At 68.1% G+C, this 25,319-nt stretch carries 21 protein-coding genes; 7 read left to right on the top strand and 14 right to left on the bottom strand.

Annotation, left to right across the window (positions count from 1 at the left end; translation table 11 throughout):
- Window positions 1–547: 547 nt before the first annotated feature.
- From J7J50_RS07380 to J7J50_RS07370, 3 genes are read right to left on the bottom strand one after another with little or no spacing between them, the layout of a single operon-like run.
- Entirely contained in the window at window positions 548–1,102 is a 555-nt protein-coding gene (locus J7J50_RS07380) for a YceI family protein (RefSeq protein WP_215058035.1), read from the bottom strand.
- Window positions 1,092–1,721: a cytochrome b gene (locus tag J7J50_RS07375; RefSeq protein ID WP_215058034.1), complete on the bottom strand. Its 630-nt coding sequence runs from the start codon at window positions 1,719–1,721 to the stop codon at window positions 1,092–1,094. The genes J7J50_RS07380 and J7J50_RS07375 overlap by 11 nt, the downstream gene beginning before the upstream one ends.
- Complete coding sequence (locus J7J50_RS07370; RefSeq protein ID WP_215058033.1) at window positions 1,718–2,428, bottom strand: YceI family protein; 711 nt, start codon at window positions 2,426–2,428, stop codon at window positions 1,718–1,720. Before J7J50_RS07370 ends, J7J50_RS07375 begins: the two co-directional genes overlap by 4 nt.
- Window positions 2,429–2,837: 409 nt before the next feature.
- Between J7J50_RS07370 and J7J50_RS07365 the strand changes: the two genes are divergently transcribed.
- The 3 genes from J7J50_RS07365 to J7J50_RS07355 all read left to right on the top strand — a co-directional run bounded on the left by J7J50_RS07365 (window position 2,838) and on the right by J7J50_RS07355 (window position 13,917).
- Window positions 2,838–6,377 carry an ATP-binding protein gene (locus tag J7J50_RS07365; RefSeq protein WP_343222450.1) on the top strand — a complete coding sequence of 1,180 codons (3,540 nt, stop codon included), beginning with the start codon at window positions 2,838–2,840 and terminating at the stop codon, window positions 6,375–6,377.
- Window positions 6,378–6,739: 362 nt separating this feature from the next.
- A complete protein-coding gene (locus J7J50_RS07360) occupies window positions 6,740–10,294 on the top strand; it encodes an ATP-binding protein (RefSeq protein WP_215058031.1) in 3,555 nt (1,184 codons plus the stop codon).
- A 14-nt stretch (window positions 10,295–10,308) separates the two neighbouring features.
- Entirely contained in the window at window positions 10,309–13,917 is a 3,609-nt protein-coding gene (locus J7J50_RS07355) for a two-component regulator propeller domain-containing protein (protein WP_215058030.1), read from the top strand.
- Between the two features lie 105 nt (window positions 13,918–14,022).
- On the opposite strand, the gene J7J50_RS07350 is transcribed toward J7J50_RS07355, so the two are convergent.
- The 3 genes from J7J50_RS07350 to J7J50_RS07340 are packed head-to-tail and all read right to left on the bottom strand — an operon-like array spanning window position 14,023 to window position 15,365.
- The gene (locus J7J50_RS07350) at window positions 14,023–14,316 is read right to left on the bottom strand and encodes a hypothetical protein (protein WP_215058029.1); all 294 of its coding nucleotides are present in this window, start codon (window positions 14,314–14,316) and stop codon (window positions 14,023–14,025) included.
- Between the two features lie 49 nt (window positions 14,317–14,365).
- Window positions 14,366–15,001: a hypothetical protein gene (locus tag J7J50_RS07345; protein ID WP_215058028.1), complete on the bottom strand. Its 636-nt coding sequence runs from the start codon at window positions 14,999–15,001 to the stop codon at window positions 14,366–14,368.
- Window positions 14,982–15,365 (bottom strand): hypothetical protein, encoded by a 384-nt coding sequence (locus tag J7J50_RS07340; RefSeq protein WP_215058027.1) that lies wholly within the window; start codon window positions 15,363–15,365, stop codon window positions 14,982–14,984. Before J7J50_RS07340 ends, J7J50_RS07345 begins: the two co-directional genes overlap by 20 nt.
- A 449-nt stretch (window positions 15,366–15,814) precedes the next feature.
- Between J7J50_RS07340 and J7J50_RS07335 the strand changes: the two genes are divergently transcribed.
- Window positions 15,815–16,315, top strand: coding sequence for a hypothetical protein (locus J7J50_RS07335; protein ID WP_215058026.1), 501 nt, complete (start codon window positions 15,815–15,817; stop codon window positions 16,313–16,315).
- A gap of 82 nt (window positions 16,316–16,397) precedes the next feature.
- Here the strand turns inward: J7J50_RS07335 and J7J50_RS07330 are convergent, their stop codons facing one another.
- From J7J50_RS07330 to J7J50_RS07315, 4 genes are all read right to left on the bottom strand, one after another.
- Window positions 16,398–17,198, bottom strand: coding sequence for a heparin lyase I family protein (locus tag J7J50_RS07330; protein ID WP_215058025.1), 801 nt, complete (start codon window positions 17,196–17,198; stop codon window positions 16,398–16,400).
- A 90-nt stretch (window positions 17,199–17,288) separates the two neighbouring features.
- Window positions 17,289–18,353 carry a uroporphyrinogen decarboxylase gene (gene hemE / locus J7J50_RS07325; protein WP_215058060.1) on the bottom strand — a complete coding sequence of 355 codons (1,065 nt, stop codon included), beginning with the start codon at window positions 18,351–18,353 and terminating at the stop codon, window positions 17,289–17,291.
- 292 nt (window positions 18,354–18,645) lie between these two features.
- Window positions 18,646–18,900 carry a WGR domain-containing protein gene (locus tag J7J50_RS07320; RefSeq protein ID WP_057941906.1) on the bottom strand — a complete coding sequence of 85 codons (255 nt, stop codon included), beginning with the start codon at window positions 18,898–18,900 and terminating at the stop codon, window positions 18,646–18,648.
- 150 nt (window positions 18,901–19,050) lie between these two features.
- Window positions 19,051–20,016 carry a helix-turn-helix domain-containing protein gene (locus J7J50_RS07315; RefSeq protein WP_215058024.1) on the bottom strand — a complete coding sequence of 322 codons (966 nt, stop codon included), beginning with the start codon at window positions 20,014–20,016 and terminating at the stop codon, window positions 19,051–19,053.
- Between the two features lie 100 nt (window positions 20,017–20,116).
- On the opposite strand from J7J50_RS07315, the gene J7J50_RS07310 reads away from it, so the two are divergent.
- On the top strand, window positions 20,117–20,758 hold the full coding sequence (locus tag J7J50_RS07310; RefSeq protein ID WP_215058023.1) for a cysteine hydrolase family protein: 642 nt from the start codon (window positions 20,117–20,119) through the stop codon (window positions 20,756–20,758).
- 79 nt (window positions 20,759–20,837) lie between these two features.
- Here J7J50_RS07310 and J7J50_RS07305 read toward each other — a convergent pair whose 3' ends face one another.
- Window positions 20,838–21,293 (bottom strand): hypothetical protein, encoded by a 456-nt coding sequence (locus tag J7J50_RS07305; RefSeq protein WP_215058022.1) that lies wholly within the window; start codon window positions 21,291–21,293, stop codon window positions 20,838–20,840.
- Between the two features lie 336 nt (window positions 21,294–21,629).
- Between J7J50_RS07305 and J7J50_RS07300 the strand changes: the two genes are divergently transcribed.
- Window positions 21,630–22,301: a hypothetical protein gene (locus tag J7J50_RS07300; RefSeq protein WP_215058021.1), complete on the top strand. Its 672-nt coding sequence runs from the start codon at window positions 21,630–21,632 to the stop codon at window positions 22,299–22,301.
- A 74-nt stretch (window positions 22,302–22,375) separates the two neighbouring features.
- On the opposite strand, the gene aroB is transcribed toward J7J50_RS07300, so the two are convergent.
- Window positions 22,376–23,479: a 3-dehydroquinate synthase gene (gene aroB, locus J7J50_RS07295; protein ID WP_215058020.1), complete on the bottom strand. Its 1,104-nt coding sequence runs from the start codon at window positions 23,477–23,479 to the stop codon at window positions 22,376–22,378.
- Complete coding sequence (locus J7J50_RS07290; protein WP_215058019.1) at window positions 23,476–24,042, bottom strand: shikimate kinase; 567 nt, start codon at window positions 24,040–24,042, stop codon at window positions 23,476–23,478. The genes aroB and J7J50_RS07290 overlap by 4 nt, the downstream gene beginning before the upstream one ends.
- A 154-nt stretch (window positions 24,043–24,196) precedes the next feature.
- Here J7J50_RS07290 and J7J50_RS07285 point away from each other — a divergent pair, with 154 nt between their 5' ends.
- Window positions 24,197–24,400: a dodecin family protein gene (locus J7J50_RS07285; protein ID WP_215058018.1), complete on the top strand. Its 204-nt coding sequence runs from the start codon at window positions 24,197–24,199 to the stop codon at window positions 24,398–24,400.
- Between the two features lie 33 nt (window positions 24,401–24,433).
- On the opposite strand, the gene J7J50_RS07280 is transcribed toward J7J50_RS07285, so the two are convergent.
- Window positions 24,434–25,309 carry a kinase gene (locus tag J7J50_RS07280; protein ID WP_251044609.1) on the bottom strand — a complete coding sequence of 292 codons (876 nt, stop codon included), beginning with the start codon at window positions 25,307–25,309 and terminating at the stop codon, window positions 24,434–24,436.
- Between the last annotated feature and the right edge of the window lie 10 nt (window positions 25,310–25,319).

Below are 25,319 nucleotides of genomic sequence, written 5' to 3'. Positions count from 1 at the left end.
TCGGGGCTTTCAGGTTCCTTAGAAGCTTCAAGCAAGATCAAGATCAAACGCTAAACGCTTCCGCCATAGAGCGGCGGGTCACTTTCTTTGTCCAAAGCCACAAAGAAAGTAACCAAAGAAAGGGCTTTAGGCTGTTTCGAATCAAGAGCCACGAGTGCGGTGCCGACGCAGGCAGGTCCCGCAGTGGGCATCCTGCCCACGGCGGGACCCGGCGCACGTCCATGTGCGCCGCCCTCCGGGTGTCCCTGGTCTCGCGAGTAACAAGCCGCGCCCAGCAACAGCAACAACAACAGCAACAAAAAAGCCGAAGCCGAAGCCGAGGCACAGCAAAGCCGAGGCAAAGCAAAATCTCGGCAACGGCAACGGCAACGGCAACGGCAACGGCAACGGCAACGGCAACGGCAACGGCAACGGCAATTGCCACAGAAAACGCCACAACAAACGCAAAGTCGCTCTGCACCGGACACCAGACAAAAAGAAAGGCCGCAGTTCGCACTCCGGCCTTCTTCGAATTCACCCGCGCCTTCGCGCCAGGCAAGCGACGCGCTTACTTCGCAGGCGCAAATACGACCTTGGTGCTCACCGCCACCTCGTTCGGAATGATCGAGGTATCCGCCCAATCGCCGCCACCCACGCCGAAATCCAGACGCTTCACCGTCGCCTTGCCCGCAAGCACCGGTTTCTCGCCCGCGGTCCAGGTGAAGGTCAGCGTGATCGGCTTGGTCGCGCCGCGCAGGCTCAGACTGCCGTCGGCGGCGTAGTTGTTGCCGCCCAGGCTGCGGAACTTGGTCGCGGTGAAACGCGCCTGCGGGAATTTGGCGATGCTGAAGAAATCCACGCCCTTGAGCGTGTCGTCGCGTTCGCTGTTCTTGGTGTTGGCGCCGGCCATCGGAATCACCACGTCCAGCTTGGACGTCGCCAACTGTGCCGGGTCGAAGCTCAGCCGCGCGGTGAAGCCAGGGAAATTGCCCGCGAATACTTCGCCCTGGTACTTGGTGGCGAAGGTCAGGCTGGAGCCGGACTGCTGCACATAATCGGCGGCGAACGCGGGCGCGGCGGCGGCAAGCAAGGTCGCGGCCAGGGCGAGGGATTTAATTTGCATCGGGTTTCTCCGGGGAGGGGGAAGCAGGCGGAACAGTATCGAGAACGACGTCGCGCACGGCCTGGAAGCTGCGGCGTCCGCCCGGCAGCATGCGGGTCAGAGTGGCGTCGTTCTGGAACAGATGGTGATAGAACGCGGCGGCGGCATGCGCCAGCACCAGCGCCAGCAGCAGCCAGAAACCGTATTCGTGCACGTTGCGGCTGAGCTGGGCGAGGTCTTCGCTGCGCTGGGCGATCTTGGGCAGGTTGAACAGGCCGAAGTACTGCAACGGATAGCCGGACGAGGAATTGAACACCCAACCAGAAATCGGCAGCGCGAACATCAGCGCGTACAGGACCCAGTGGGTCAGCGAGGCGATGCGCTCCTGCCAGTGCGGCGTGCCGTCCACCGGCTTGGGCGCGCCGGCGTACATGCGCCACAGCAGGCGCAGCACCACCAGGGTCAGCAGGGTCAGGCCGAGGGATTTGTGCAGGGCGTAGGTCTTGATCTTCGGCAGGCCGTTGCTCATGTCGACCATGGTCAGGCCGATCACGGCGATGGCCGCGATCAGCAGCATGATCAGCCAATGCAGCAGCTGGCTCACGGCGCCCCATCGGTCGGCGGTGTTCTTCAAGGTCATCGGCTGGGCTCCGGTTGGGGCTTGGCGGGATCGGTGGGGTCGGTGGAATCGACGGGTTCCTCGGGCGCGGCGGCGGGGTCGCCTGGGGTGGCCTTGGGCTGATCGCCCACGTACTTGTCGCGGATCGCCTCGGCTTCGATACGCAGCTCGACCTCGTCGCCGATCACCGATTTCCAGGCGTCGATGCCGAACGCGGCGCGGCTCAGGCGCGCGGTCGCGGAAAACCCGGCGGTGCGGTGAAACGGCGGCAGCGGGTGGCGCTTGAGCTGGTTGAGCTTGACGTCCATGCACAGCGGCGCGGTCACGCCGTGCAGGGTCAGCTGGCCGCAGACCTGGGCGCGATCGGCCTCGCCGGCCACCGGCTCGACCCGCTCGGAGACGAAGCGCGCCAGCGGATAGCGCTTGCCGTCGAGCAGGTTGGCGGCCAGCGCGGCCTGGTTCCACTTGCCGTCGCCCAGGTCCAGCCGGGTCAGCGGCACCTGCACTTCGAGCCTGGCGCCGCGCCAGTCGTTGCGGTCGAAGCTGAGGGTGCCGGCGCTGCCGGACACGGTGCCGATGGCCTGCGAGAAGCCGGCGTGGGAAATCGCGAACATCACCCGGGTGTGGACCGGGTCGAAGCCATAGGTCTCCGGTTGCGCGGCTCGCGCAGCCGCGGGCAGCGCGCAGAGCACGGCCAGGGCGGTGGCGCAGCGGTGGATGAGAGACATGGCAGCTCCGGCAAGATGGGTGTGGATTCTAGGCATAGCCGTGCACAGCCGTGTCTAGACGCGCGCAACGATCCGTTGCGGACGGCCCCGCGCGCTCGATCGGGCACCTTCCGACCGACGGCCGAGGCGGGGCGTAAGTTCCGTGACTTGCCTCGCAGGGCCGATATCGCCGAGCCTACTGCACGGGGAAAGACCGGACGTCACATGGCCGCCATGTACGGGGGCGGCCGGCGTGAGCCCGGAAGGGCACCAAAAAGGTGTCTTAGAGGCATCGAGGACGGCTTGGAATGGCCCGGAACGGCCCGCCAGGACGGCGTGTTTCATTGGGGGAGGGAACCGGATGTTGCGAACGCTGCTATGCGCCTGCCTGTGTCTGTGCCTGAGTGCACCATTCGCGGCCCGGGCTGCCGTGCCCGAGGCACCGCGCGCGCGCATCATCGGCGTCCCCGACGGCCTGCCGTCGAGCAAGGTCAACGGCATGGCCTTCGACCACGCCGGCTATCTGTGGCTGGCCACGACCGACGGCCTGGCCCGCTACGACGGCATCGGCATGAAGGTCTGGCGGCACACCCCGGACGATCCGGCCTCGCTGCCCGGCAACGACCTGACCCTGGTCACCGTGGACGATCGCGACCGCATCTGGGTCTCGGCCGAGGGCCGCGGCCTGAGCATGATGGACGCGCAGCGCAACGGCTTCGTCCATTACCGCCACGCCGAGCGCGCGCAAATCGGCAGCGACGACACTTTCGCGGTGGCCAGCCGCAACGGCGAAGTCTGGTTCGGCACCTACGGCGGCGGCCTGCACCGGCTCGATCGCAACGGCCTGATCACCCGCTACATGCCCAAGGACGGCGATTCGCGCAGCCTGCCGTCGGACACCGTGCTGTCGCTGAACTTCGACGCGCGCGGCGACTTGTGGATCGGCACCTTCAAGGGCCTGGCGCGCTGGACCGGCAGCGATTTCGAACGCATCGAGGTGCCCGGCACCGACCCGGCGCCGTGGGTGCTGTCGGTCACCCCGGTCGGCGATCAGCTCTGGGTCGGCGCCAAGACCGGCCTGTACCGGCGCGAGCGCAGCGGCCGCTGGAGCAGTCCGGACTACTCCGTGATGTTCGGCAACCTCAACGCGGTGCTGACCCTGGCGCCGGATCGCGGCGGCAATTTTTGGCTGGGCACGCAGCGCAGCATCTGGCGCGCGGCGCCGAACGCGGTGCCGCTGCCGATGGCGCTGGGCCCGGCGCGTCCGGCGCGTCCGGTGCTGCAGATCGTCGGCCAGGACGACGGTTCGTTCTGGTTCCCGCTGGCCGGTGTCGGCGTCGGCTATCTGCGCTCGGACTGGCGCCGCATCGCCCAGTATTCGCGCGAACGCGGCACCCTGAGCAGCGAGCTGTACACCGCCGTGACGCCGGCCGCGCGCGGCGGCTTCTGGCTGGTCGGCGCGCGCGGCGAGATCGAGCGGCTGGGCCTGGACGGCGTGGTCGAGCCGGTCACCGACGGCCCGCACGACGCGATGGGCAAGGGCGGCACGCCCAACACCGCGGTCGAAGACCGCAAGGGCCGGCTGTGGATCGCCACCAGCCGCAACAACCTGGTGCGGATCGATCCGTCCGGCATCTGGCGCGACTGGACCACCGACACGCCCGAACCGGTGCTGCCCGGCGAACCGGACCGCGCCGTGATCGCGCCCGACGGCACCTTGTGGACTTCCTTCCTCACCCAGGGCCTGCAACAGCGCGATACCGACACCGGCGAGGTGATCAACACCATCCGCGTCGGCAACCAGCAAGGCATCGGCAACGGCGACTTCGACGCGATCGGTTTCGCGCCCGACGGCGGCTTGTGGATCGCGTCCGGGCAAGGCCTGCTGCGTCACGACCGCCTGCGCAACGTGATGCGCAAAGTGCCCGGGCTGCCGGCCGACCGCGTGTTCGGCTTCGTGTTTGAGGACGCCGCCAGCCTGTGGCTGCAACGCCTCAACGGCCTGGAGCATTACCAGCGCGACGGCGGCGACTGGCGCCTGGAATCGCGGGTCGGGGTCGAAGACGGCATTCCCGCGGTCGAAGGCACCGGCCTGTTCCGCGATCGCGTCGGCCGCATCTGGCTGCCGACCTCGCGCGGCCTGTTCCGCTGGGACCCGCTGCATCGGCGGCTGCGCCGCTTCGGCGTGCAGGACGGCATGAGCAGCCAGGAATTCCTGCGCCGCGCCTCGGTGCTGACCGCCGACGGCGTGCTCGCCGCGTCGCTGTCGGACGGCAGCGTGGTGTTGATCGACACCGCCCTGGCCGATCCGCCGCCGCGCCAGCCGCGCCTGGTCTGGCATCAGCTCGACGTGCGCCGGCACGGCCGCTGGGTGCCGTTGCCGCTGCACGTCACGCCGCGGCCGTCGCGTTCCGAGCGCGCTTCGCGCTACGCATCGCTGCCGAGCCTGGCTCCGGACGATCGCGAAATGCGTGTGCAGATGCGGCTGCTCTCGTTCGACGATCCGCAATCCAATCGCTACTACACCCGCCTGGACGGATACGACAACGACTGGGTCGCGGTCGGCGACAGCGGCGAGCGCGTGTTCGCCGGCCTGCCGCCGGGCAGTTATCTGCTGCATGCGCGCGCGATCGACGCCAACGGCAACGCCGCCGAGGAACGCACGCTGGAATTCAACGTGCGCCCGCCGTGGTGGCGAACGCCGCCGGCGATGGCGGCCTTGCTCGGCCTGATCGCGCTGGCGGCGTGGTGGGGCACGATGGCGTACCGGCGCCGGCTGGCGCGGCGCTTGAACTGGCAACGCGCCGAGCATGAGCGCGAAGTGGCCAAGCACGCCTCGTTGGCGAAGACCCGGTTCCTGGCGACCTTGGGGCATGAGGTGCGCACGCCGATGACGGGCGTGTTGGGGATGAGCGAGTTGTTGCTGGATACGCAACTAGATCAGAAGCAGCGGGGTTACACGGAATCTATCCGGCGCGCTGGCGAACACCTCTTACGGTTGGTCAACGACGCGTTGGATCTGGCGCGGATCGAATCGGGCAAGCTGGAACTGGCCGATGAGCCTTTCGACCTGCGCGCGATGGTCGATCAGGCCGCCGATCTGATGCGGCCGCTGGCGCAGCAGCGCGGCCTGAGTTTCGAGGTCCGGATCGCCGCCAGCGCGCCGCGCGGCCTGCGCGGCGACGGCAGTCGCGTGTGCCAGATTCTGTTGAACCTGATCGGCAACGCGATCAAGTTCACCGAGCAGGGCCGGGTCAGCCTGCTGGTCGAAGCATTGGCGCCGCAGGGCGTGCGTTTCGAAATCGCCGACACCGGCCCGGGTCTCAACGAAGAACAGAAAGCGCGCCTGTTCCGCCGCTTCGAACAGGCCGAAGGCGCGCGCACCGCGGCGCGTTACGGCGGCAGCGGGCTGGGCCTGGCGATCTGCCAGGAATTGGCCGCGGCGATGGACGGACAGATCGCGGTGTTCAGCGAACCCGGGCAGGGCGCGCGCTTCGTGTTCGATCTGCCGCTGGCCGAGGCGGAGCCGCCGCGGGTGTCGGCGAATTCGACGCCGGAGCCTGGGTTGCGCGGCTTGCAGGTGGGGCCGATCGCGTTGCTGTTGGTCGAGGACGATCCGACCGTGGCCGAGGTCATCGCGGGCCTGCTGCGCGCGCAAGGCCATCGCGTGAGCCATGTCGCCAACGGTCTGGCCGCGCTCGCCGAAACCGCCACGGCGCCGTTCGATCTGGCCATGCTCGATCTCGATCTGCCCGGCATCAACGGCCTGGATCTGGCTCGGCAATTGCGTGCGCAAGGCTTCGCCCAGCCGCTGATCGCGGTGACCGCGCGCGCCGATGCCGATGCCGAACCGCAGGCCGTCGCCGCCGGCTTCGACCGCTTCCTGCGCAAACCGGTGACCGGCGCGATGTTGGCCGATGCGCTGCGCGATATTGTGGAGAGGGCGGCGAAACCGCCGGCCTCGGGGTGAAGCCGGTGGTGTGAGGCTGGGTGAGGGCTGATCGAAAGGCATCGGGGCTGAAGCCCCTCCCACAAGAGCCGTCATCGGCACTTGCTCTTGTGGGAGGGGCTTCAGCCCCGATGCTTTCCTCTCAGCCGCCACGAAACCCGCAGCCCCCGAATCACCGCCCAGCGCACACACCTCGCCAAAGTCCCGCACCTCATCGCAAAACACACATCCGCGACACCCCGCGCAGCGGCGCTCAGACATACTGTGGGCCTTGCGCCAGAACCGTTCCCCCGCCATCCCGCGCTTGCGCCCGACCGGGGCCGTTGCGACGATAGCGCACCGGCCTTACCGGGAGAGAATCGCTCGCGGTCCAGGAGGAGTCCGTGCTGGGACGTAGTCTGTGTCTGCTCCTGTTGCTGTTGTTGAGCGCGCAGTTCGCCAACGAGGCGCAAGCGCGCTTGCCGGAAACCCCGCGCTTCCGCCGCTTCGGCCAGGAGCAAGGCCTGCCCAAATCGGTCGTGGCGATGGAGCTCGACCATCAGGGCTATCTGTGGATCGCCACCGAAGACGGATTGGCGCGCTACGACGGCGTCGAGTTCGCGCTGTGGCGCCACACCATCGGCCTGAGCGGTTCGCTGCCGGACAACATGCTCGAAGACCTCTACGTCGACGCCGGCGATCGCGTGTGGGTGGCCAGCCGCAACGGCCTGAGCTATCTCGGCGCCGATCGCAAGGAATTCGTCCGCGTCGGTTTCACCGGCGCCGACGCTTCGTGCAGCGACGACGTCTCGTATCTCACCGGCACGCCCGACGGTTCGATCTGGACCGCGACCTACGCCGGCCAGATGTGCCGCATCGCGCCCGACGGCGTCAAAGTGACGCGTTATGAGCCCGGCGTCGGCGCCGGCGCGCGCTTGCCGCGCGGGCCGGTCACCGCCTTGCTCGCCGACACGCGCGGCCGCTTGCTGGTCGGCACCATGAACGGACTGGCGCGCTTCGATAACGATCGCTTCGCGCCGATCGGCCGCGACGAAACCGCCGGCGTGCGCATCGGCGAGTTGTCGCCCGACGCCGACGGCTCGACCTGGGTCGGCACCCAGCGCGGCCTGTTCCGCCTGAGCGCGGACGATCGCATGACCGCGGCGCCGTGGGCGCTGGGCGAGGAAACCACCAACGCCATCGTCGTCAGCGATCTGTCCGGCGGCCGCTGGATCGGCACCACCGCCGGCCTGTACCGGGTGGACAGCGACGACAACGTGCGCTTGCTGCAGGACGATGCCGGCGACGGCGTCTGGGACCGGCGCAGCGGCCTGATGCAGATGCTGCGCGACGACGAAGGCGGCATCTGGTTCGTCACCTATTCGCAAGGTCTTGCGTATCTGCCGCCGGACTGGAACCGCTTCGCGTCGATCACCTCCGTCGGCGGCCGCCGCATCGACCGCCTCGACGCGCGCGACATCGCGCCCGACGGCGACGGCGGTTTCTGGATGCTGACCGCGACCGATCTGTACCGCCTGCGCGCCGGCAGCGGCGACCTGGAACCGGTCGCCGACAGCAAGGGCCTGGGCGTGAAGTGGCTGCACACCTTGTTCGCGCGTCCCGACGGGCAGTTGTGGGTCGGCCATTCCACCGGCCTGAGCCTGTTCGATCCGGCCACGGGCAAAGCGCGGCGCTGGCCGTTCTCGGCGCGCGATCCGGACCTGGGCGCGACGGTGTGGTTCCTGTACGAGTGGCCCGACGGCAGCCTGTGGCTGTGGTTCTCCGACGGGTCGGTGCGCCGCTACCGCGCCGACGGCGAGCCGCTGCCGGCCGGCGAGATCGAGAAAGTGCTGGGCAGCGCCGGTTTCCTGACCAGCACGGCGACCTTCCGCCCGGGGCCGGACGGGCAGCCGTGGTTCGCCGGCAACAACGGTTTGCAGCGCTGGGACGGCGACGGTTTCGTCCCCGTGCCCGGCGGCGCTTTCAGCGACATCCAGGCGCTCAGCTTCGCCGGCCCGCAGCGGCTATGGATGGCGCGCAGCGGCGCGCTGGAATCGTATCGCTGGCAGGGCGGCAAGCTGGAACTGGAACGGCGCATCGACAACACCGCCGACTATCCCGACACGAACGTCTCCGGGTTGCTGGTCAGCCGCAACGGCACGGTCTGGGTCACCACCACGCGCGGCCTGTTGATGGTCTCGGCCGATGCGCGCCGCTTGCGTCTGTTCGGCCTGGGCGACGGCATTCCCAATGTCGAGCTGACCCGCACAGCGCCGCATCGCAACGCCGACGGCGTCGGCGCGGCGCTGTCGCTCGACGGCGTGGTGCTGTTCGACCTGGACACGCCGTTCCCGGGCGCGCGGCCGCCGCGCTTGTCGCTGGAAACCCTGAGCGTGCGGCGCGAAGAAGACGAATGGACGCTCACGCCGGCGCAGGGCCGCGTGCAACTGGAATCGGACGATCGCGACCTGCGCATCGTCGCCCGATTGATGTCGTTCCTGGACCCGCGCTCGCACGTCTATCGCTTCAGGCTGGAAGGCTACGACCCGGACTGGATCGAACAGCGCGCCAACGGCGAGCGCGTGTTCTCGCGGCTGGACCCGGGCGAGTACCGCGTGCTGATCAAGGCCGCCGGCGCCGACGGCATCTGGTCCGATCCGCTCTCCTTCAACCTGCACGTCAAGCCGCCGTGGTGGCGTTCGAACTGGGCGCAACTGGTGTTCGCGCTCATCGGCATCGGCTTGCTGGCGATCGGCGCGATCGCCTACCGCCGCCGCCTGGGCCGCCGCAGCGCGTGGCAGTTGGCGGTGCACAAGCGCGAAGTGGCCGAACAGGCCTCGGAAGCCAAGACGCGGTTCCTGGCGACCTTGGGGCATGAGGTGCGCACGCCGATGACGGGCGTGCTGGGGATGAGCGAGTTGTTGCTGGACACGCCGCTGGACGAGAAGCAGCGGGGTTACACGGAATCTATCCGACGCGCTGGCGAACACCTCTTACGGTTGGTCAACGACGCGCTGGATCTGGCGCGGATCGAATCGGGCAAGCTCGAACTGGAAGACCGGCCGTTCGACCTGCGCGCGCTGGTCGAGGAAGCGGCCGGACTGATGCGGCCGCTGGCGCGCCAGCGAGGCCTGGATTTCCAGGTCGATATCGTCGCCAGCGCGCCGCTGGGCCTGCGCGGCGATCCCAACCGGGTGTGCCAGATCCTGATGAACCTGCTCGGCAACGCGATCAAGTTCACCGAGCAAGGTTCGGTGAACCTGCGCGTGGACGCGCTGGCGCCGCAGGGCGTGCGCTTCGAAGTCGCCGACACCGGCCCGGGCCTCAACGAAGAACAAAAGGCGCGCCTGTTCCGCCGCTTCGAACAGGCCGAAGGCGCGCGCACCGCGGCGCGCTACGGCGGCAGTGGGCTGGGCCTGGCGATCTGCCAGGAACTGGCCGCGGCGATGGAGGGACATGTCGCGGTGTTCAGTCAGGCCGGGCAGGGCGCGCGATTCGTGCTCGATCTGCCTTTGGCTTGGGCGCAGCCGCCGCCGGTGGTGGAGACTTCAACGCCGGAGCCTGTGTTTCGCGGCTTTCAGGCCGGGCCGCGGTCGGTGCTTCTGGTCGAAGACGACGCCACCGTGGCCGAAGTCATCGCGGGCTTGCTGCGCGCGCAAGGCCATCGCGTGAGCCATGTCGCCAACGGTCTGGCCGCGCTGGCCGAAACCGCGACCGCGCGTTTCGATCTGGCCATGCTCGACCTCGACCTGCCCGGCATCAACGGCCTGGACCTGGCCCGGCAGCTGCGCGCGCAAGGTTTCACTCAGCCGCTGATCGCGGTGACCGCGCGCGCCGATGCCGACGCCGAGCCGCAAGCGCAGGCGGCCGGGTTCGACCGTTTCCTGCGCAAGCCGATCACCGGCGCGATGCTCGCCGACACGATCGACAGCGTGCTGGCCCAGGCGGACGCGCCGTAGTGGCCGCCGCGTCCATGCACGCAAACCAATGCACGCACGCATCGTGGCTGCTGCGCGGCCTGCTGATGCTGGCCTGCGCGATGTCGGCGTGGGCCGCACCGGTGTTCGCCGGCCTGCCGGAAACGCCGCGGCCGCGTCAGCTCACCGTCGCCGACGGCCTGCCGTCCAATACCGTCAACCGCATCGCCGAAGATCGCCACGGTTATCTGTGGATCGCCACCAGCGAAGGGCTGGCGCGTTACGACGGCACCGGTTACCGGGTCTGGCAGCGCGAACAGGGCCTGCTCGACAACTACGTGTGGGCGGTGCACGTGGACGCGCGCAACCGGGTGTGGATCGGCACCGGGCAAGCCGGGCTGGCGATGCTCGACACCGAGCGCAAGCGCTGGCGTTATTTCAACCGCGGCAATACCCCGCTCATCGCCGACGATACCGTGTGGTCGATCGCCTCCACGCCCGACGGCGCGCTGTGGTTCGGCACCGAGCGCGGCGGCCTGTACCGCATGGCCGACGACGGCAAGATCAGCCGCTACATGCCGCGCCCGGGCGATGCGCGCAGCCTGCCCAGCGAAGGCGTGGCCAACCTCACCGTCGCGCCCGACGGCACGCTGTGGATCAGCACCCTGGCCGGCGCCGCGCGCTGGACCGGGCACGATTTCGAACGCGTGCCCGACGGCGCGCTGAGTTCCAACATCGTCAACACGATCACCTTCGAAAACGACGGCACCGCCTGGTTCGGCACGCCGCACGGTGTCGGCGCGCGCCGGCCCGACGGCCGATACGAGGCCGCGCCGTGGGCGAGCTTCGCGCCCAAGTTCAAGGTGGTCGATGTCTTGCGCCGCGATCGCACCGGCCAGTACTGGTTCGACCTTCCGCAAGGCCTCGGCGTCGGCGGCCCGGACGGGATCGAAGTGGTGCCCTTGTTCAGCACCACCAGCCAGGGACTGGTGCGGCCGAGCTGGTCGGGCGCTTACGAAGATCGCGAAGGCGGCCTGTGGTTCGCCAGCAACGGCCACGGCCTGTGGTATCTGCCGCCGAGCTGGCGCCAGTTCTCGGTGCTGACCCGGCGCGTCGACGATCCCGCCACGATGGCCAACGGCAGCGTGCGCGGCATCGCCGCGGCCAGCGACGGCGACATGTGGCTGGTCGGCAGCGGCGGCGTGCTCGACCGGCTCGATCCGGAAACCGGCGCGGTCGAGCATTTCGCGAAGGATTTCAGCGGCGGCCTGGCGCTGGACCGGGTGCTGCAGGACCGCCGCGGGCAAGTGTGGGTGACCTATTACGGCGGCCTGGCGCGGATCGATCCGGCCACCCGCGCGATCGCCAACTGGCATATGGACCACAGCGCCGACGCGATGATCAGCGGCACCGTCGAACTGGTCGAAAGCCGCGACCTGATCTGGCTGATCGGCAGCGACGGCGACGTGCAGGCGCGCGACGCCGACGGCCATGTGCGCGAGGCGATGAGCTTCGGCGACCGCGGCCTGCCCAAGGATCTGTCCGCGCCGTTGGCCGGCAACGGCCCCGACGGCGAGTTGTGGATCGCCGGCCGCGGTCTGTGGCGTTGGGACGAAAACAGCCGTCGCTTCCTCACCGTGCCGGGCGCGCCCACTGCCGAAGACGTGCAGGCTTTCGTGTTCGAAGGCAAGCAGCGCCTGTGGATCGCCGGCTTCGGCTCGCTCGACACTTATCGCTGGGACGGCCAGCGCCTGCAGCGCGAATTCGGCCTGGGCCTGCTCGACGGCCTGCCTTCGACCGAAGCGCGCGGCCTCACCGCCGACAGCGCCGGCGTGGTGTGGATGACGACCAAGCGCGGCCTGGTGCGGGTCGATCCGTTCGCGCATTCGGTGCGCGTGTACGGCGTCAAGGACGGCCTGCCGAGCCAGGAGTTCGCGCGCGCGCCGGTGCCGCGCCCGGGCGACGGCCGCATCCTGATCGGCAGTCCGGAGGGGCTGGTGTTGTTCGATCCGGCGGTGGTGCGGCCGATCCGGTCCGCGCCGTCGCTGATCGTGGAAAGCATCGAAGTGCGGCGCGGCGCCGATCGCGTCGCCTTCCCGACCTTCATGCCCGATCCGGCGCAGGCGATCGCCGGGCGCATACCGGTGGTGCACATCGCCGACGGCGATCGCGATCTGCGCATCGTGGTGCGGCTGCTTTCGTTCAACGGCACGCAGAGCAACCGTTATCGCTTCCGCCTGCGCAATTACGATCCCGGCTGGGTCGAGGCCGGTTCCAGCGGCGAGCGCCTGTTCTCGCAACTCTCGCCCGGCGACTACCGCCTGCAGATCATCGCCAAGACCGCCGACAACGTGTGGTCGCCGATCCAGATCGTCGAGCTGCATGTCGATTCGCCGTGGTGGTGGAGCTGGTGGGCGGTGCTGGGCGCGATCGCGATGTTGTTGCTGGTGCTGGCCTGGATACTGCTCGCCCATCGCAATCGCCTGCAGCGCAGGCTCGCCTGGCAGCGCTCGGAACACGAGCGCGAAGTGACCAAGCAGGCGTCGCTGGCGAAGACGCGGTTCCTGGCGACCTTGGGGCATGAGGTGCGCACGCCGATGACCGGCGTGTTGGGGATGAGCGAGTTGTTGCTGGATACGCCGCTGGATCAGAAGCAGCGGGGCTACACGGAATCTATCCGCCGCGCTGGCGAACACCTCTTGCGGTTGGTCAACGATGCGCTGGACTTGGCGCGGATCGAATCCGGCCGCCTGGAGCTGGCCGACGAGCCCTTCGACCTGCGCGCGCTGGTCGATCAGGCCACCGACCTGATGCGGCCGCTGGCGCAGCAGCGCGGGTTGACCTTCGAGATCGAAGTCGCCGCCAACGTGCCGCGCGGCCTGCGCGGCGACGGCAGCCGCGTGTGCCAGATCCTGTTGAACCTGATCGGCAACGCGATCAAGTTCACCGACGAGGGCAAGGTCAGCGTGTTCGTCGAGCGTCTGGTTCCGCAGGGCGTGCGCTTCGAAGTCGCCGACACCGGTCCCGGGCTCAACGACGAACAAAAGCAGCGCTTGTTCCGCCGCTTCGAACAGGCCGAAGGCGCGCGCACCGCGGCGCGTTACGGCGGTAGCGGCTTGGGGCTGGCGATCAGTCAGGAACTGGCCGCGGCGATGGAAGGGCATATCGCGGTGGTGAGTTCGCCGGGGCAGGGGGCGCGGTTCTTGTTCGATTTGCCGTTGCCCGCGGCGGAGCCGCCGCGGGTGGTGGCGGGTTCGACGCCGGAGCCTGTTTTGCGTGGCTTGCATATGGGGCCGCGCGCGGTGCTTTTGGTCGAAGACGATCCGACCGTGGCCGAGGTGATCGCCGGCCTGCTGCGCGTGCAGGGCCATCGCGTCACCCACGTCGGCAACGGCCTGGCCGCGCTGGCGGAAGTGGCGACGGCGAATTTCGACATCGCCTTGCTCGACCTGGACCTGCCCGGCATCAACGGCCTGGATCTGGCCCGGCAACTGCGCACGCAAGGCTTCACCCAACCGCTGGTCGCGGTGACCGCGCGCGCCGACGCCGATGCCGAACCGCAGGCGGCCGCCGCCGGTTTCGACCGTTTCCTGCGCAAGCCGGTGACCGGCGCGATGCTCGGCGAAGCGATCGATCTGGTGAATCCGCGCCCCGCCGCGAATTAAGGCGCGGCCGGACCGCGATCCTGGCCAGTTCCGCCGAGGTTCCCGACGAGTTCTATGGGCACCTGCGTGCTGCGGTCAAACGTTACGAGCGCTTCGCGAATCGGCCTAGGAAATTTTCCCGATGGCCAAGACGCGATACCCGTTCACCAACTCCAGCAAAGCCCCGCTTTCCAGCCAACTGGCGTCGACGTGCGACTTCAGTTGAAGCTCGGCGGTACCCGTCATCGTCGCAGCGTCGTATTCCAAAGAAGTGCATTCGGCATCGCGGACGCTGAGCAAGCATTCCTGCAGGTGTTTTTGCCAACGCACGTTGACTCTCATGCCGGCATAGGGCTCGGCGCCATGGCCGCCGAGCCCAGAGGGAACCCATAGGAAACTCAGGTGGATTTTCTCGCCCATGATTACGCGCTCAAAGATTGATGAGCCTCGGACAACGGAGCGGGCACGCTTACACCTTGCGAAAAATGGCGCGGTACTCGTCCCAAAGCGGGCTGGTTATGCGAGTGCCCACGATCAGGTTGTCCCATCGCCGTTGCAGCGCGCCTTCGACCGTACCCGCCTGGGCATCGGATTCAGCTGTTGTGCTGACGACCAAGTCGGAGATAAGGTGCCAGAAAACGGCTTTTTCGGCCGAAGGCAGAGCGAAATCCAGCCTCAGCGCCTGCACGAGATTGAACGGGAACGGACGCAATGCGCGAGACCTGCGGTTGCAAGTCAAGGCCTGCGCCGTATCGCCATCGGCAGAGGCCAGCAAACCCAGCATATGCGCCGCGATCGCGGATTGGTCGTGCGATCGCAGAACATTCTCAAAAGTCCGATCGCCGTCGGGCAGCAATACCGCGAAACGATAGGCATCCCACACCGCTGCTTCGAAACCGCGACTGCTACCCAGCAACCCGGAGAACAACGCCGCGGCACCTTCGTAATCTGCCAGTGGCGGCATCAACAATACGACGCCGCAAAGCAGCCGCTCGCTTTCACTGGCGAGACCTTGCTTGATCCGCGCTTCCAGCAAGGAAACGACTAACGAATTATCACCAGCCAACAAGGCTGCGCGTAACGCTTCAGCGTAGGTCGACGACATAACCCTTCCGATCCGATGTGCCCTTGAAAATATTTATCGATTGCATTTCGCCGTTCTTGAAAAATGCTCTAACCGTTGCGTCATGACCATTCATTTGCGTTATCACGGTATTCATTCCGTCCCGCAGGCGGCCAGCGCCATCCGCCGACATCAGCGCATCGCGACCCTGCATCATTATCGCCTCTTTCGAACTGCCCAAATCCATAATGCCGGTTTTTAAGTGATCCGCCGAGAAGATGTGCTCCATCTTCGCGGCATCCATCTTAGACGTCCGCCAAATCCCTTCCGCACCATTTCCGGCGCCACGGAAGCCGGCGGCGACCACATCATCGATCTTGCTATACCCACCGCCGGGGAACACCATGCCCGCCGCAAAGAGCCCAACCGCCGCCGCTTTGCCGCTCTACTAGCGGAAGCCAGTGTTACCGGCGAGATCCCGTGGAGGGTTAAGAATTACGAGCCTGCGCACTTTTTTTCACAGTCGTGTATCGCAGTCGGGGTGACGTCAGACAGGCCGCCACATGAGGGGCGAACGCCTCGGCCAGACGGCGCGAACCGGGTGTGCTTGCGCAAATGCACATCGGATGCATGCGGATTCTGAGCAGTCGCAGCGATCGCGTAGATGCCGCGCGTGATTTTCATCACGCAAGGCCAATCGCCTGTGTGCCAGAGCTCCCGTTTCCGCGAGTTCGCCATGCATGCGCACTTGCGCATCGCATCGGCGCGACTAGCGTGGCCTCGACATCGAAGCATTGGAGTCCGATGTCCGTGCGCGGTCAGCGCACGTCACCCATCACATCAGGAAGGTGAACTATGGAACGGACCAAATCCGCGCTCGTCGCGTTGCTCGCTGTAGTCGCTGCATCCACCGCGTTATCGGCCGGCGCCGCCGGCGGCAAGGGCCTGACCTGGCGCAAGGTCACGCATCTGAACATCGGCGTCGACCATATCGGCTGCGGCTACAGCAACGGCGCGAACGAATGCGATCCCTACGTCGGCGACACCGTGTGCTCGACCCGCTTGCCGGTGCTGTGCGTGAAAGAAGACGGCTCGCCGGTGCCGGCCGGCGTCACCACCGATTTTTATAATTCGTGGGGACGCGGCAACATCGCTCTGACCCGCGCGGTGCGCGGCGATTCGCTGACCAGTCTGGCCGACGCCAACGCGGTATGCCGCGCCGAACTCGGGCCGGGCTACAAGATCGCCGGCCACGGCCATTTCAGTTGGTACGGCTACGCCTACGGCAATATCGACAGCACTACTCGTTTCTGGGCCTACATCGACAGCCAGCAGGGCAATTGCTGGAATCCCTGAGCCGGGTTGATTCTTTGTAACCACCCTTCTCCCGTTGCCGGGAGAAGGGTGCCGGCGACAGCGCCGGCGTGGCGCGCATCGCTCAGGGCAATTGGGTCACGGTGATGTCGTCGTGATAGACCATCCGCGTCAGCGCCGCGGCCGGGAATTGTTCCGAATCGGGCCGGTACAAACCCCATTGAATGGTTCCGGCGGTGCCGGTGTAGGCGGGATTGAAGGTCGCGAACGCGGTTTCTTCCGCCTTGCGCACGTAGTCGGCCTGATCGTCCAGGCGCACCTCGGCGGTGAAGCGGCCGGCGGCGTCCTTGGCCCAGACGATGTCGAATCTGAAGTCGATCCAGCGATTGTTGTGCAGGCGCACGTCGTCGACCAGCACCACTTGCTTATCCGCGTAGCGCAGCAGCATCTGGTTGCGCCTGACTCCGATCATCAGGTCGGGGCCGCCGCTGAAATGCTTGAACTGCCAGAGGATGTCCAGCGGCGCCGAGCCCGAGGTGGCCAGCCACGGCTCCCAATCCTTGAGCATCAGGCTGAAGGTGTACAGGCGATGCTGGCCGGGCGCGTACTGACCGGGCCGGGTTGCGCCGGCGGCGACCTGTCCGGCCGTGCTTTCGCTGCGCGGCGCGCCGAACGAAACGTAATCCGGGTTGCGCAGCGTGACCTTGTGCGCGATGGCGAAGCGGCCGGAGCGCGGCTGGTCGCTCGCGATCGTCGCGGCATCGGCGGCGGGGGCTTCGGTGCCGATCAATCCAGGGATGCCCGAATCCAGCGTGCCGGTTTCGTAGTCGATATGCAGCAGCGTGGTCTGCGCCGAAACCGCGGGCGCGGCGAGGAGGGCGGCCAGCGCGGCGGCGCCGAGGGCGAGGCTTCGGATCGATGACATGAGGCGGTCCCGGTCGGGTTGACGGCCGCATGGTACGAGAAAAAAAACCGGTGAGAGCACCGGTTTTTTTCAAAGACATAATGGATGTGATCAGCGCGCGCTTAATGTGTGCACTGCATCCACCAACACGGCGACATGCTCGGGCGACATGTCCGGCGACATGCCGTGACCGAGGTTGAACACGTGGCCTTCGCGCGAGCCGCCGTTGCCGTCGCGGTAATCGTCGAGCGCGCGTCCGACTTCGGTGCGGATCGCTTCGGGCGACGCGTACAGCGTGACCGGATCGAGATTGCCCTGCAGCGCCACGTGCGAACCGATTCGGCGCGCGGCTTCGCCCAGGCCGATGGTCCAGTCCACGCCGACCGCTTCCGCGCCGCTGCCGGCGAGTTCTTCCAGGTAGGGATCGTTGCCCTTGCCGAACAGGATCAACGGCGCGCGCGCCTCGCCTTCGCCGCGCGAAAGCTCCGCGGCGATGCGCTGCAGATAGCGCAGCGAGAATTCGCGGTACATGCTCGGCGAGAGCACGCCGCCCCAGGTGTCGAACACCTGCAGCGCTTGCGCGCCGGCGGCGTGCTGGGCCTTGAGGTAGGCGATCACCGCATCGGTGATCACGCTCAGCAGGCGGTGCATCGCCGCCGGGTCGTTGAGCGCGAGCGCCTTGACCTTGGAGTAGTTGTCGCTGCCGCCGCCTTCGACCATGTAACAGGCCAGCGTCCACGGGCTGCCGGAGAAACCGATCAGCGGCACCGAGCCGTTCAACTCGCGGCGGATGGTGCGCACCGCGTCCATCACGTAGCGCAGCTCGGTTTCCATGTCGGGCACGGCCAGCTTGGCGATGTCGGCGGCGCTGCGGATCGGGCGTTCGAACTTGGGGCCTTCGCCGTCGGCGAAATACAGGCCCAGGCCCATCGCATCGGGCACGGTGAGGATGTCCGAGAACAGGATCGCCGCGTCCAGCGGAAAGCGGCGCAGCGGCTGCAGGGTGACTTCGCAGGCCAGTTCGGGATTCTTCGCCAGGTTGAGGAAGCTGCCGGCCTGGGCGCGGGTGGCGCGGTACTCGGGCAGATAGCGGCCGGCCTGGCGCATCAGCCACACGGGGGTGCGGTCGACGGGCTGGCGGCGCAGGGCGCGCAGGAAACGATCGTTGGTCAGGATTGGGCTGGACATGGATAACCGTGGCGGGTGGGCGCCATCAATGGGGAAGGGGATCGGTGTGGGGTGGGCCCGGGGATGCCGGCGAAGAGCGAAGAGCGAATCCCCCCTGGCCCCCCTTTTTCAAAGGGGGGAACCCGGTAGGTGGGTTCGGTGTGGTTTGTGGTTGCGCGGTTCGGACGAAGCGACGTGTTTGCCGTAGTCATGTCTCGACATGACGCGTTCCCCCCTTTGAAAAAGGGGGGCCAGGGGGGATTCGCTCTTCCCGCCCAAACCGGGCGCCCCAGCCGACGCTTCATCGCGGCGCTTCGGCGCCCTGACTGAACATCAGCTGGAACCCGCGCTTGAGCTGCTGGTCGCGCGCATGTTCCAGCGCGGCCAGGGCGCTGTCGTGGTCCATGAACTGCTCGCGCCGGACCGTGCTGCGGCCGCCGATCTGACCGGTCTCGCGCACCAGGGCCCAGCCGCCGAGCAAGTCGGGCTGCAGCATCAGTTGCACGAAGCGCGGGGCTTCGCGGCCGTCGGGCCGTTGTTGGAGAAGTAGGCGCACCGGGCGATTGTAGCGGCTGCCGGGGCGCGGCCGGGTGGGCGCGATGTCGCGGTCCGCACGCCGCTGCGTTGCAGCCACGGGGCTGGCCGCGGCCGGTTCGAACCGATTCGCGGGTTTGCCCGCCAGGCGAGCGGCCCGGCGGCGGCGCCCTCAAGCGCCGCGAAAGCCGCGCCGATACGCCGAAGGCGAGGTGCCCAGCCGCGCCGAAAAGTGCTGGCGCAGCGAGGCCGCGGTGCCGAAGCCGGTGTCGGCCGCGATCGCGTCCAGGCCGTGATCGCTGGTTTCCAGCAGCCGTTGCGCGCGCGCCAGACGCTGCCCGGCCAGCCATTCGCCGACCGTGGTGCCGGTGCTGTCGCGAAAGCGGCGGGTGAAGGTGCGCCGGCTCATCAGGGCGCGCTCGGCCAGCGCGTCCAGGCTGTGCGGCTCATCCAGGTGCGCCAGCGCCCAGGCCAGCACCGCGGCCAGGCGGTCGTCCTGCGCCGAGGCCGGCAGCGGTTGTTCGATGTACTGCGCCTGCCCGCCCTGACGGTGCGGCGCCACCACCAGCCGGCGCGCGACGCGATTGGCGATCTCCGCGCCGTGACGGCGCCGCAACAGGTGCAGGCAGCAGTCCAGCGCCGCGGCGGTGCCGGCCGAGGTGGTGATGCGGCCGTCGTCGACGTACAGCACATCGCGCTGCAGTTGCACCTGCGGATAGCGTGCGGCGAAGTGTTCGCTCCAGCTCCAGTGGGTGGTGGCGCGGCGGCCGTCGAGCAGTCCGGCCTGCGCCAGGACATACGCGCCCAGACACAAGCCGACGATCTGCGCGCCGCGTTCGTGCGCGCGGCGCAGCGCCCTGAGCAAGGGCTCGGGCGCGCGCTCGTCGGCATCGCGCCACGACGGCACGATCACCGTGTCGGCCCAGCTCAGCGTCTTCAGCCCGTGCGCGGCGCCGATGCTGAAACCGGCGCGGGTACGGATCGGCCCGGGCTCGGTCGCGCATACGCGCAGCTCGAACGGCGGCAGGTCGAGCTCGCCGCGGTCCTCGAACACCAGGCAGGGCACGGACAGGTGGAAGGGGCTGATGCGGTCGAAAGCGACCACCGCCAGGCGGGCCAGAGGGGTGTCGGTGCTCATGGCCCGATTCTATCGAATATTGTCGTTCGGGTCACTGTCGCCGGAACCGGGCGAGGCCAACAATGGCCCCACTTTCCAACCCACCGCTACGGAGTCCGCCATGAGCCACATCACCCGCAAACGCGCCCTGGTCGTCATCGACGTGCAGAACGATTACTTCGCCGACGGCCTGCCGATCGAGTACCCGCCGGTCAGCCGCACCCTGCCCAACGTCGGCCGCGCGATGGACGCCGCGCGCGCCGCCGGCATCCCGGTGGTGGTGGTGCAGAACACCGCGCCGGCGGGCACCCCGGTGTTCGACAAGGGCCGCCCGGGTTGGGAACTCAACGAAGTCGTCGCCTCGCGGCCGCGCGATCACTACATCGAGAAGAACCTGCCCAGCGTCTTCGCCGGCACCGACTTCAACGACTGGCTGCAGCGCAACGGCATCGACACGATCAGCGTGATCGGCTACATGACCCACAACTGCGACGCCTCGACCGTGTTCGAGGCCGCGCATCTGGGCTATCACGTCGAATTCCTCAACGATGCCACCGGCTCGCTGTCGTACGAGAACAGCGCCGGCCACGTCAGCGCGGAAGAAATCCATCGCGTCTTCGCCGTGGTGTTCCAAAGCCGCTTCGCCGCGGTCGCCAGCACCGAGGAATGGATCGCCGCGGTGCGCGAAGGCGCCACGCTGCAGATCGACAATCCCTACGCGTCGAACCAGCGCGCGCGGGCGCGGGCTAAGGCCGCGGCCTGAGCCATCGGGCGATCGCCGTCTGCATCGGGCCGATGCGGACGGCTCGCACTGCCGGCGATCATCGCGCCGGCCGCTGCGATCAGAAACTCGCGGAGTTCTTCAGCTTGATCTCCTGGACCCAGGTGCCGAAGCCGGTGTCCAGATGCACTACGTCGCCCAGCAACTGCCCGCCGATCGCTTCGGCTTTGACGAAGATCGAGCCGTTGTTGTACTCGTCGATCTGATACTCCGAACGCCCGCGCACCACGGTGCGCGTGGCGTTCACGAACTGCAGTCCGGTCAGGACGATGTTCCACTGATTGCGATCCATGTCCAAGGTGGCGTAGGCCGAATTGCCGTAGACGCCGCCGTTGACGTAGTTCAGCACCGCGTGCTTGATCGAATCGGTCAGCACGGTCCAGCCGATGCCGAAGATCACCGTGCTGACGCGCGCGTTGGGGTAGTTGCCGAAGCGCTCGTACGCGGTCTGCGCGGCGACCTCGGGAATGTCGGTGGGATCGAAGTGCTTGTCGAGGAATTCGAATTGATTGGCCACGATCGGTTCCTTGCTGGTTGGGGTGGAAGCGGCTGAAGCGGCGGTCGTCGAGGCGGGCGCGGCCGGCGCGCCGGACCCGCGTGCCTGCCGGGTCGCCGCGCCTTGCAAAAGCAGCAGATGAAGCGGGTTCAAGGCCATGCGTCGCGAGTCCCCCGGTGTGGTCGGTGCATGGCGGAAGAACGAGACGGTGCGGCTTGTGTGAAGCGCGTTGTAGTTACGGCCCTCGCCACCGATCGATCGTGGCCGCGCTGGATTCACAGGCACCGTCGGGCCACGTTGGATGCAGTGACGCGCAGGTATCGCTTGCGCCGACTTTCCATCCCAGGAGCCCGACCCATGCCGGTACTGACCAACGCGCAGTTGCGAGGACTCGCCGCAGAAGAACTCGATGCCGGCACTGAAATCGATCAGGACTGGCCCGATCCGTATCCGGAGTCGCCGTGCTGGGGCTTCGCCCTGTTCGGCGGTCCCGGCGGTTTCGCCGCCAACACGCCGCCGACGATCTTCGAGCAGGCCGTCACCCTCAACGACGGCGGCATCATGACCGGCATGAATCCCGGCTTCGTGGCGTGGGTGCACGACACCTTCGACGACGCCGGCGCCGATGCCCAGGCGCAGGTGTTCGCGGATAACTTCCAGGAAGCGTTCATCGATCTCGACGACGCGGCGCAGGAAGCCTGCACCGGCGCGTTGGCGCGCTTGAGCATGATTCTCGCCGGGTTGACGTTGTCAGACCAAAACGGCACCGCGCCCACGCGCTATGCGATCGTGATGGCGTCCGAACATTGGTACACCTGGGAGCATTGGGCCTTGAGCATCGCCGACAACGTCGGCCAGCCGGATTACCCGCAGGTGCAGTACGCCCAGCGCGATGCCGGCGTCAATCCGGTCAATACGCGTTGCGGCCTGGTGTGGGGCGATCATCCGATCCTGACCACGGTGTACATCACCGAGTTGCAGGACGGGCATATCGAGTATCTGCGGCACGCGGCCGGCTGGCCGGGCTGAAACCGGCGCGCGTCGCGCGTCGCGGGGCGGCGATGCGGCGAGCGGTAGTGCGCGCTCGCCGCATCGGTGGCGCCTCAGGCGGCGAGCACCGCCAGCACATCGTCATCCGCCACGCCCGACACAATCCGCGCCGCGCCCGCGCGGTCCCACAGCACGAAGCGCAGGCCGGCGGCGTCGGCCTTCTTGTCCAGGCGCATGCGCGCGAGCAGCGCCTGCGGCGGCAGTCCGGGCGGAATCGCGGTCGGCAGGCCCAGGCGTTGCAGCAGGCGCTGCAGGCGCTCGGCATCGGCGAGGCTCGCGCGGCCCAGCGCGGCGGACAACCGCGCGGCCAGCACCATGCCGACCGCGACCGCTTCGCCGTGGTTGAGGCCGTCGCCGCTGGTGCCGGCGTAGCCTTGTTCGGTTTCGATTGCGTGGCCGAAGGTGTGGCCGAAGTTGAGCATGGCGCGATCGCCGCGTTCGAACGGATCGCGCGCCACCACTTCGGCCTTGTACGCGCAACTGCGCGCGATCGCCTCGGCCAGGGCCTCGTCGTCGCGGGCGAGCAGGGCGTCGGCGTGCGCTTCCAGCCAATCCAGGAACGTGGCGTCGAAGATCGCGCCGTACTTGACCACTTCGGCCAGTCCCGCGCGCAGTTCGCGCTCGGGCAGGCTGCGCAGCGCGGCGGTGTCGGCGATTACCGCGCGCGGCGGATGGAAGGCGCCGACCAGATTCTTGCCGCTCGGCAGGTCGACCGCCGTCTTGCCGCCGACCGAGGAATCGACCATCGCCAGCAACGTGGTCGGCAACTGCACGCAATCGATCCCGCGCATCCAGCAGGCCGCGGCGAAGCCGGCGAGATCGCCGATCACCCCGCCGCCCAGGGCGACCACGGTCGCGTCGCGGGTCGCGCCGAGCGCGGCCAGCGCGTGCAGGCATTCGCCGAAACGGGCCAGGGTTTTTTCGTGCTCGCCCGGCGGCATCACGAACCGCGCCAGGGTCAGGCCCGGCCTGGCCGCGCGCAGCGTCGCCTCGACGCCGTCCAGATACAGCGGCGCGACATTGCCGTCGCTGACGATCAAGGCATGGCGTCCGCGCAGGGGCTTGCTCAGGCGTGCGCCGTCTTCGAGCAGGCCGGGGCCGATCTCGATGCTGTAGCCGTTCTCGCCGGCGACCTCGACCTTACGTACCGCGCTCATGCATTGACTCCGGACACTGAAGAAGACGGCGGCGGCGGACGCCGCCAGTGAAGATCGAGTTCGAGCGCCAGCTTGAGCGCGGCGTCGGCGGCGCTCATGGCGCCGGTGTCGAAGCGCAGATCGGCGACCTGCGCGTACAGCGGCGCGCGCGTAAGCGCCAGTTGCTGCAGCACCTGTTCGCGATCGCCGCGGGCCAGCAGCGGACGGCTGCGATCCAGCGCCAGGCGTTCGAGCTGCTGCTCCACGCTGACCAGCAGTTGCACGACGTAGCCGCGCTCGCGCAGCAGGCGCCGGTTGTCCTCGGCCAGCACCGCGCCGCCGCCGGTCGCCAGCAGCAGGCCGTCGCCGGCCAGCAGTTCGGCCAGCACCGCGCTTTCGCGGGCGCGGAAACCGGCTTCGCCTTCGTGCTCGAAGATCGCCGCGACGCTGGCGCCGGTGCGTTGCTCGATTTCGCGGTCGGCATCGAGCAGGCGCAGGCCGAAGCGTTCGGCCAGGCGCTTGCCGATGCAGGTTTTGCCGGCCCCCATCGGGCCGACCAGGATCAGATTGCTGGCCGGATTCATGCGCCGATTGTAGGGCACGCGGCGCCCGCGCTTGCGTGGCCTTAACGCGGCCGCGCCTAGGCTCGGGGCCACGTCGCCGCGCGTTCGGCGCCGGACCTGCGCGCCGCCGCGACGGCGGCGCCTCACTTATGCCCGTTCCCCAAGGAGAAAGCCCATGTCGGTCGCCAAGGTCATCGAGCTCACCACCTCTTCCAGCACCGGCGTCGAGGACGCGGTCAAGTCCGGCCTGGCCAAGTGCGCCGAGTCGGTCAAGAACATCCAGGGCGCCTGGGTCAACGAGATCAAGGTCGTCACCGACGAGAACGGCAACATCCGCGAATGGCGGGTCAACCTGAAGGTCACCTTCGTGGTGAAGTGAGGGCGGGAGCGCTTATGCCGGACGGGCCGGGCGTTAGACGGCCCGGCCTGCATCAGGCCGCGATGCAAGCACCCGCCGCTGCCGGTCCAGATCCACCGTCCAGTCGGCGATGTCCGGCAGCCGCGCCAAGGCCTGCCGGCTGACCCGCTCGAACACGCGCACGAAGCGCTCGACCTGCGCGCGGCGCATCGCCTGTGCCCGCGGCCGGCGCGCCTGCAGCGCTTGTTCCTGTTGCCAGCGCCATTCCAGCACGATGTCGAAGCCGGGCGGGCGCAGGAACAGCATGCGCTGCAGACGCGACCACAAGGCGGGGTAATCCTGGGCGAGGGCGCGATTGCAGTAGCCGCGCCAGATGCCGTCCGGGTCCTGCTCGCGCTCCAGCGCGTTGACCGGTGCGCGCAGCTCAGCCTCGTCCTGGGCCGGGGTGCCGAGGAACCAGCCTTCGAACACGGTCAGATCGACCGCCTGCGCGAGCGCCCAACGCGCCGGCGGCAAACGCGTGTCGCGCAGCTTGTCGAAGCGCGGCAGGCGCACGGCGTGGCCGTCGCGCAGGCGGTCGAGCACGTCGCAGGCCAGGGCGACCTCGTGGGTGCCGGGCGGGCCGCGTGTGGCCAGCAGCGGATGCACGCGCCGGCCCAGTCGCAGGCGTTCGCGCCGGCCGAGGTAGAAATCGTCGATCGACAGCACCGCCGTGCGCAGCCCGCGTGCGTGCGCCGCCGCGGCGAGCTGCGCGGCCAGCGTCGATTTGCCGCTGCCCTGCAGGCCGCAGATCGCGTAGACGCGGGCCTTGGAGGCGAGCGCGTTGTCGAGCACGCGGGCGACGAAATCCGCATTGAAGCCGCTTGCGCGCGCCGGCTCGGGCGCGGCGGATTTGCCGATTGCGGCGGACGGATGCGGACGCGGCGACATGGGATCACAA

Origin of the sequence: Lysobacter sp. ISL-50, from assembly GCF_018612875.1 — a bacterium.
Taxonomy (GTDB): Bacteria; Pseudomonadota; Gammaproteobacteria; order Xanthomonadales; family Xanthomonadaceae; genus Lysobacter.
This window is presented reverse-complemented; position numbering and strand designations above follow the sequence as displayed.